Annotated in this window: 9 protein-coding genes and 1 pseudogene; 5 read left to right on the forward strand and 5 right to left on the reverse strand. The window is 52.8% G+C overall.

Going from position 1 to position 8,138, the window contains the following annotated elements; genetic code table 11:
- Positions 1–221: 221 nt before the first annotated feature.
- Entirely contained in the window at positions 222–1,157 is a 936-nt protein-coding gene (locus tag NM10_RS10660) for a hypothetical protein (protein ID WP_020311578.1), read from the reverse strand.
- Between the two features lie 450 nt (positions 1,158–1,607).
- On the reverse strand, positions 1,608–2,324 hold the full coding sequence (locus tag NM10_RS10665) for an epoxyqueuosine reductase QueH (RefSeq protein ID WP_020311579.1): 717 nt from the start codon (positions 2,322–2,324) through the stop codon (positions 1,608–1,610).
- A 230-nt stretch (positions 2,325–2,554) separates the two neighbouring features.
- On the opposite strand from NM10_RS10665, the pseudogene cbiM reads away from it, so the two are divergent.
- From cbiM to NM10_RS10685, 5 genes and pseudogenes are all read left to right on the forward strand, one after another.
- Positions 2,555–3,223, forward strand: a pseudogene (gene cbiM, locus NM10_RS10670) (cobalt transporter CbiM); the annotation flags it as partial.
- 128 nt (positions 3,224–3,351) lie between these two features.
- The gene (locus tag NM10_RS14780) at positions 3,352–3,501 is read left to right on the forward strand and encodes a PDGLE domain-containing protein (RefSeq protein WP_239639712.1); all 150 of its coding nucleotides are present in this window, start codon (positions 3,352–3,354) and stop codon (positions 3,499–3,501) included.
- A gap of 12 nt (positions 3,502–3,513) precedes the next feature.
- Positions 3,514–4,323: an energy-coupling factor transporter transmembrane component T family protein gene (locus tag NM10_RS10675; RefSeq protein ID WP_020311580.1), complete on the forward strand. Its 810-nt coding sequence runs from the start codon at positions 3,514–3,516 to the stop codon at positions 4,321–4,323.
- The gene (locus NM10_RS10680; RefSeq protein ID WP_020311581.1) at positions 4,320–4,970 is read left to right on the forward strand and encodes an energy-coupling factor ABC transporter ATP-binding protein; all 651 of its coding nucleotides are present in this window, start codon (positions 4,320–4,322) and stop codon (positions 4,968–4,970) included. The genes NM10_RS10675 and NM10_RS10680 overlap by 4 nt, the downstream gene beginning before the upstream one ends.
- 320 nt (positions 4,971–5,290) lie before the next feature.
- The gene (locus tag NM10_RS10685) at positions 5,291–5,473 is read left to right on the forward strand and encodes a hypothetical protein (protein ID WP_020311582.1); all 183 of its coding nucleotides are present in this window, start codon (positions 5,291–5,293) and stop codon (positions 5,471–5,473) included.
- Here NM10_RS10685 and NM10_RS10690 read toward each other — a convergent pair.
- Genes NM10_RS10690 through NM10_RS10700 form a run of 3 tightly spaced genes read right to left on the reverse strand, consistent with a single transcriptional unit; the run spans position 5,461 to position 7,760 of the window.
- A complete protein-coding gene (locus tag NM10_RS10690) occupies positions 5,461–6,678 on the reverse strand; it encodes a tetratricopeptide repeat protein (RefSeq protein WP_020311583.1) in 1,218 nt (405 codons plus the stop codon). The two genes, NM10_RS10685 and NM10_RS10690, sit on opposite strands and share 13 nt — an antisense overlap.
- Positions 6,668–7,069: a CGGC domain-containing protein gene (locus tag NM10_RS10695; RefSeq protein ID WP_020311584.1), complete on the reverse strand. Its 402-nt coding sequence runs from the start codon at positions 7,067–7,069 to the stop codon at positions 6,668–6,670. The genes NM10_RS10690 and NM10_RS10695 overlap by 11 nt, the downstream gene beginning before the upstream one ends.
- Before the next feature lie 13 nt (positions 7,070–7,082).
- Positions 7,083–7,760 (reverse strand): CpXC domain-containing protein, encoded by a 678-nt coding sequence (locus tag NM10_RS10700; protein ID WP_020311585.1) that lies wholly within the window; start codon positions 7,758–7,760, stop codon positions 7,083–7,085.
- Between the last annotated feature and the right edge of the window lie 378 nt (positions 7,761–8,138).

An 8,138-nucleotide genomic window follows, 5' to 3' on the forward strand; every position in this document is an offset into this window, starting at 1 on the left:
ATTCRTTGCTTCCATTTTCTTGACCATGTTTGGGTTCAGGCCGTTTTCAGAACAGATGACATTGAATTCCTTGTCGCCTTGAAGAATTGACAGAACAATCTTGGTCTTAAATTCAGAAGTGTACTTTTTTCTTGGCATGATAGCATCCTCCAATTTTCGTTACTTAATACTATATCATGCACTCTTAAAATTTTCAGTACTGGTCTGAATTCACAGGCCCATTATAGAATTTCCAATCCATTTTGAATAGCGTCCATAGATTTATCCAAATATTCAATAATGCCAGAATTTTTATTCCGTAAAATAATCATTGGTGAATAAGTAACAATAAATCGCTGAGTCATTTCTTCACCGTGTGTTAAAAATTCTCCATTAGGAGTTAAATAATGAATGACTCTTTTCAAAAATTCAGCAGTACCTTCTTCTTGATTTAAATGAATTTCTGTATTTTCTAAATCAGTAGAAATTTTCCCTAAATGTAACATTTTTGCATCGCTTATATTTTTAAAAAATGAGCTTTCAAATTTAATTTCTTCATCCGTATCAAACAAAGAAATAATATTGTTCTCTATGTTTTCATAAGCAATGCGTATTCTTTTCGTAAACAAAGGATGACAAATATTTTTATCAGACGAGTCAACAAATAAGCCAAACGCATACAAAAGTTCGCTTTCATCTGCTTGGCCTTGAAAATCATTATGTAATGTATAAAAAGATTTAAAAACATTATCAATCTTATTTAACCGAACTCGTTCTGCTACCCAATTTTTTCGTTTATTTTCCCAACAATGAAATGAAGCTATTCGTTCTGGAACATCACTAAATTTTTCACCTGTTTCTTCATTAACATTTTGTATCTTTATTTCTACCCGATAATCCATCCAATCCTTCATTAACCACGGAGAAATTGATGGGGTAGGTTCTGGACAGAGAGGAAGCTGCATCGGTTTCTGTACAGATAATATTCTTCCTTTTTCGTCATCACAGAAAATTTTTATGTATTCATGTTTTTCGTCTAATGATAACAAAGTCGATATCAATCTACATCTATCATATTTTTTACAGTCAGAAACAATATTTTCGCTTTTCAAATAAAATTCTTTAATAGTTTTAAACAACAAATCAACTAAGCTTCGATCACTAATTTGTTTTTCCATGATGTATCCCTCTCTGATTTATAAGCCTATGCAATCTAAATATCGTAACATAATACTTAAAACATATTATACATTATAAAGTATAAAAACCTCAAGCAAAGATACACCAATGCCAAAGGAAGACCTCCTCATCCACCTTTATCAAGAGCTCCAGCATTCCTCCGTTTCGGCAACGGCCCTGCACTTTCCATCGGCCAGCACCTGACGGGGCAAAAATATTCTTCCCATAATAGCTCACAAACCAATAGTTTATCGCCTACGAGATTCTCACAGCGAGACGCCAGCCACTGCTGTCCGTTTTGGCAACTGTCCTGAGCTTTCCGTTGGTCGGCACCTGACGGGCCAAAAAGGCTCTGGACGTCTCCTACGCACAAGGCCATGGGCCGTGTATTTTTTTGCGGTCCGCAGGACCGCGGCGACCTGCGAACGGCGAACTGCGGCCTGCGTTCCCTACTTATGTTCCGCCAGAAAAACTTCGGCATCGTGGCGGATTTTTTCTAAGTCCAGGCCCTGGTCGCGGGCACCGAAGATGCAGCCACAGTAGGGCTGGCGGTAGAGGTGGTAGGCTTCGGTCATTTTCGTCGATGTGAGGAAGCCGTTGTTCTTTTTGAAGTCCGTCGGCAAATAAGCGTAGCCGTACTGGTCTTCGATGTCCCGGCCGACTTCGTTGATGACCTGGGAATTCTTATGGGGACTGACGGTCAGGGTCGTCGTAAAGTAATCATAGCCCAGTTCCTGCATTTTTTCGGCCGTCGCTTTCATGCGCTGGATGAAGCAGACGCGGCAGCGGGCGCCGCCTTCGGGTTCGTCTTCCAGGCCCTGGACAGCTTTGAAATACGTATCCGGTTCATACGGAGCGGCCAGGAACTGGACGGCGTGCCCCGTTTTTTCATTATAGGCCGCGATGAACTGTTTCTGGACGAGTTCCCGCCGCCGGTATTCCGCTTCCGGATGGATATTGGGGTTGAAATAGTAGACCGTCACGTCGGCCACGCCGGTCAGCCGGTCCAGGACGGCCGTACTGCACGGGCCGCAGCAGGAATGGAGCAGGATGCGCGGCTTGACGCCGTCCTGCTGCCAGCGCCGGGCCATGCGCTGGAAAACTTTATCGAAGTTGATCCGCTGGTTTTGATTCATGCGGTCCAGAATATCGTGAAAATCAATCATGCTTTGTACTCACTTTCTATAGATTCAATATCATATTATATCATGGAACAGAGGCCTCCGCATTTTCGAACAGAGGCCTCCGCATTTTCTATCCCCCCTATGGCTTATATTTTTTGCTATTTTTCAGTAAAATAGGGATAATGGTTATTATATTACGGAAAAGAGGTCTATCCATGCATATACCTGAAAATTATCTGAGCCCTTCGACGTGCGGCGTCCTCGGCGCCGTCATGGTTCCCATCTGGCTGCTCTCTATCCGCAAGGTCAAGGAAACGGTGCCCCGTGAAAAGCTGCCCCTCCTCGGCATTGCTGCGGCCTTTTCCTTCCTGGCCATGATGTTCAACATCCCCCTGCCCGGCGGTACGACGGGACACGCCGTGGGCGGTACGCTCATCGCCATCCTCTTCGGGCCGTACGCGGCCTGTCTGGCCGTCAGCGTGGCCCTGCTCATCCAGGCCCTGTTCTTCGGCGACGGCGGCATCCTGGCTTTCGGTGCCAACTGCTTCAACATGGCCTTCGTCCTGCCCTTTACAGGATATTTCATCTATCACGGCCTGAAAAAAGTCATCCCGTCAGAAACGATAGCCGCCGGTATCGGCGCTTATATCGGCATCAACGCCGCGGCCTTCTGTGCGGCTGTGGAATTCGGCATCCAGCCCCTGCTCTTTACGGACGGAGCCGGCCAGGCCCTGTACTGCCCCTATCCGTTATGGATTTCCATTCCAGCCATGATGATCGGCCACCTGACCTTGTTCGGCCTGGCGGAAGTCGTCTTCACGACAGGCATCCTGACCTATCTGCGCAAGACGTCGCCAGACCTCTTCCATGCGGTCCAGGCCCCGTCGTCGAGCAAGTCCCTCTTCGGACTCCTGGCCGCCCTCATCGCCGCCACGCCGCTGGGCTTACTGGCCGCCGGCACGGCCTGGGGCGAATGGGATGCCGAAGAACTGGCCGATACGGATTTCTTCGGCTCTGCCCTGGCTATACGCCATCGGGCATGGAACAGGGCTTTTCCTTCGACGCCCTCATGCCGGACTACGCCATCGCCGGCCTGCCCGATGCCGCAGGCTACATCATTTCGGCCATCGTCGGCACAGCCCTGCTCATCATCATCTTCAAAGTCATCGCGTCCTTCCTGCCATCCCGGCCGACCTTCGATACGCCGGCCCAGCATTAAGGAGGCTTACCCATGAAGCTCCCTGAATGGGCAGCCCGCGAGGAAATATATAATCCCGGCAGCGACTGGGATTATTTCATTTCCCGCTCCCTGCTCCGCCTCGTATCCATCCTGACGGCCCTGCGCAGCCAGGGCCTGCGGCCAACCCGTCCCATCGGCGCGGCGCCGCCCTTATTGGCAACCCTGGTCATGGTCCTCTTCGTCGTCCTGGCCCGGACGACGGCCTTCCTCTGGGCCGTCCTGGCTGGCGAACTGGTCCTCCTCTGCTTCCATCGCGGCCGGCAGCTGCGCCAAGTCCTCGGCGCCGCCCTGGCAGCCGCTCTGTTCTGCGCCGTCATCGTCGCGCCGTCCATTCTCCTGGGCAACGGCCGCTATGCCCTGCTCCTGCCCGGCAAGACCTTCCTCACCGTGACGGCGTTGATGCTCTTGCAGGAAAATCTGGCTTGGCATGAACTGACCGGCGCCCTGCGGACCTTCCGCATCCCATCGCTGGTCATCTTCATCCTGGACACGACACTGCGCTACATCGCTATCCTGGGCCAGGAAGCGTCGGAACTGCTGACGGCCCTTAAGCTGCGTTCTGTCGGCCACAATCCTGACAAACAAGCGGCCCTGAGCGGCGTCGCCGGCGTCATGCTGCAAAAGTCCCAGCGCCTGTCCCAGGACATGTACGAAGCCATGCGCTGCCGCTGTTTCACTGGCGAATACACGGCCTATGACGGCGGCAGGAAACGCCGTTTCACGCCGGCTGCGGCCCTGCTCATCCTGTTCCTGCTGGCCTATGCCTATCTCTTCATCCGCCTGGAAGGAGTGTTCTCATGATTCAACTCGACGACGTCTGTTTCGCCTATGACGACAGGCCCATCCTCAGCCACCTTACAGAAACCATCGAACCGGGCCAGGCCGTCCTCCTGAGCGGTCCCAATGGTTCCGGAAAATCGACGCTCCTGCGCCTGCTGAACGGCCTGATTTTCCCCCAGCAGGGAACGTATTCCTTTGACGGCACAATCATCACGGCCGGCAAGATGCGGGACCACGCCTATTCCAAGTGGTTCCACCAGCGTGTGGGTTACGTCTGGCAGAATCCCGATTCCCAGCTCTTTTGCAGCAGCGTCCGCGAAGAACTGGCCTTCGGCCCGGTCCAGATGGGCCTGAAACCGGCAGATATCCGCCAGCGCGTCGACGATGCCCTGGAACTCCTGGGCCTGACCCGGCTGGCATCCCGTCCGCCTTACACCCTGTCAGGCGGCGAAAAGAAACGGACGGCCATCGCCTCCATCCTGACCATGAACCCCCAGGTCTGGACCATGGACGAACCGGAAAGCTACCTCGACGCCGACGGCCTGGCCTGGCTGGAAGACTTCCTGCCCAGCCTGAAAGCAGCCGGCAAGACCCTCATCATCGCCAGCCATCACGCCGACCGCCTGGGCGACCTCATAGATAAGGAAATAGTTGTAGGGGACGCCTAAAAGGCGTCCCGCCTGTCGCCTGTCGCAGGTCGCAGTTCGCGGTCCGTTATGATATTTCACCACATCTCATGCTTACATATGTCAAACTTTCAAACGCAACCTCTCAGTCAGCTGTGCTGACAGCTCTCCTATTAGGAGAGCCTTTGTGTTACGCTTTATTTAAGCTTTTTAACATTTTATCAAAATATTTTATTGATTTTTCCGTTATAAAGTTATATAATATAAGCACAAACAGAATAGTAAGACAAAAGATGCAACGCAGCATTTATTTCGCCGTTGCATCTTTTGTTGTTTCCAGACTAAAAAAGGGGGCAGTGCTTATGTTAATCTATGGATTGGAACAAGCCTTGATGGTGACCCATGGCTATGACGTGGAATTCAATCAGAAAAAAGAAACGGCCCACCTGGTACAGACGACCGATGGACCGATGAAGGCAGAAAAGAGTCACTTGGAATATTTGATGGATAAATTGATGAAATTCAAATACAGCTACCGCCGGTAGGCTTGGAACTGCTGGCGATTGGCCTGGACCCTGGGATTGGCCGAATTGATCTGGCCGGCCTTTTCCAGCCACGAGCCGGCGGCGTCATATTTTCCCTGGCGGAGATAGACGATGGCCATGGCGTTGGCCGCATCGGCCGATTGCGGCGAAAAGCGCAGGATTTCCTGGAAGGACCGCAGGGCTTCGTCGTCCCGGTGCAGGTCCATGGCGGCCAGGCCGCGGTTATACCAGGCCTGCAGATATTCCGGGCGGCAGGCGATGGCCTGGTCATAACTGGTGAGGGAAGCTTCGGGCTCCCCTCTTTTTTGTTGCGTCAAAGCCAGGTCGTACCAGGCCGCCGGTGACGTCTTGTCCAGTTCCAGGGCGCGCCGGAAGTCCCGTTCGGCCAGCCAGTAGTCCTGGCGGTTGAAGAAGAGGATGCCCCGGTATAGATAGGCCTGGGCGTCGTCGGGATGGGCAAAGACTCTCTCGAAGCCCGTAATCAGGCTGTCATTCGTACCGTCCGGCGTCTGGGCTTCGGTCCACATCCAGAGGATTTCCTGGCCGTAATGCTTCCCCGGCACGGCCCAGCGGCCATTGAGGCCCGTCCAGGAATCGACCTTACCATAGAGTTCGGGATGTTTTTCGGCCAGCAGTTCATAGCGGGGATCGACGATGGCCGTCTTGGGCCGCTCTGTGCTGGCATAAGCCAGGAGATGCTGGATATGGGCGCGCACGCCGAGCTGAGGCGTAGCGAAACGGGCACCGGCGACTTTATTTCCCGTCGCGCCGAGGCCGCAGAAATTGTTCTGGTCTGGCGACACATCGCCGCCATAGGCAAAGTAGCCCGTTTCCTTCAAGGCCTGGCAGAGGGCCACGTCGGGCCGGATGCCTTCGCGGCCGGCTTCGTCATAATAGGCCTGGACGACCTCTTCCAGCGGCGCATTCAGCTTAGGATGAGGATTGCGCTGGCGGATGAAATGGACCATCTGGCGGGCCGGGATCGTCGCCGGACCCATAATCGTATCGGCACCGGCCGGGACGTCGAGCATGGGCCGGCCGTAGGCCTCAGCCAGCTGCCAATCGGCCTGTTTCATAGCTTTCTTATCGACGACGGCATTTCCTGCAGCAGCCACGCCGGGCAGTGGCAGGAAGACCGGTCCCCCGCCAAGAAGGCTGACCATCAGGACGGCTGCGACGAGGCTCCTCCCCTTTTTATAAGGCATGATAAGTCCCTTGCTTCCGTTTTTCTTCGGTCATGCGGGAAATATAAGTCCCGTGGACCAGGGGATAGCCTTTGCGTTCGATGATCTGGGCCATATAATTGCGGAAAGGACAGGGCGGCCGGTGATAGCTGTCGGACACGATGCACGACGCGAAGTGGATGGTCACATTTTCCTTGGCATCGCCGTATTTCTTCAGCTTCCTGCCCAGATTTTCCAGTTTCGCCGAGAGCCCTGCCCCGCAGCAGCCGCCGCAGGTCATCATGAGGAAGCGCGTATCGGGCGGATAATCGGCAAAAGTATCTTTACGGTTGACAAAGGTGTTCATGCAGGCATAGCCGCTGCAGCGTTTGGTGACGATATCGCATTGAATGACGACGACGAGTTTCGACATGGAAATCCCTCCCCTAATTATATAAATATTTATTCAAGAACTGCTGAGTCCATCCCGCGTCGATGCGGGCCAGGACGGCATCTTCTGCCGGCAGGTCGGCGGCAAAGTTCTTTTCAAACTGGCCATAGAGCTGGCCCAGACCGTTGGCAAAGTCGACATAGGCCTGCTGGCCATGGGTCCCGTCGATTAGATTCAGGCGCAGGGAGCCGTCGTCAGCCGTGCCGAAATGGCTTTCTGTAACGGTGAAATCCTTATCCTTTTCCCCGACCTGAGCCAGGGCAGCGGCCTTGGTCAATTCCATCAGGCGGTCGTCGAGACCGGCTTCAAAGATGGCGATTTTTTCCAACAAATCGGCTTTGCTGCGGACCAGGCGGAAGACATAGCCTGCCTTCTCGACCATGGCCTTGAATTTATCCTGGCCGTCGGCCATATCGCGGTCGGCATTTTCCTGGTCCTTATCCGTCGGCGCGTAGAAGACCATGAAATGATGGTCCATGTCGTGATACAAGAAGCCGTAATCGACCTGGACGTCTGTCCCGCAGTGGCCGCAGTGGTAGCGAAAAGCTTCCAGCGACTTGACGCGGTCCTTCATGTCCGGATCCAGTTTCGTATTGATGCTGTCCCATACCGTGAAGACGCCGGCCTTCTGGCATTTCGGACAAGTAATGCCTACTTCATGATGCATACTCATGGCAGTTCCCCTTTTCTGTTTTCCCCTATTATACCATATATTTCGTGGCTAGTGGCTAGTGGCTAGTGGCTCGCGGCTCGTGGCTCGTGGCTCGTGGCTCGCGACTATTGGCTCGCAAAGGCTCTCCTGATAGGAGAGCTGTCAGCGCAGCTGACTGAGAGGTTTCCCGGGAGTTTGACACTTAATTCATAAAAAAATGCCCATGAAGCCAGTAAACAAGCGCGTCTTTTTGTCAAATTTTCTGTTTTTATTTGTGCTATATCGTGCTATATGGTATAATACCCTGTGAGAGGTGGTTTTTATGTATGCCGCTGTTACAGGAACTGGCAAAAACAAAAGTGTCTATATTATACAATCCTATCGAAAAGAGAATGGCCG

The sequence above is a fragment of the Megasphaera sp. NM10 genome (assembly GCF_000417505.1).
Classification (GTDB): domain Bacteria; phylum Bacillota; class Negativicutes; order Veillonellales; family Megasphaeraceae; genus Megasphaera; species Megasphaera intestinihominis.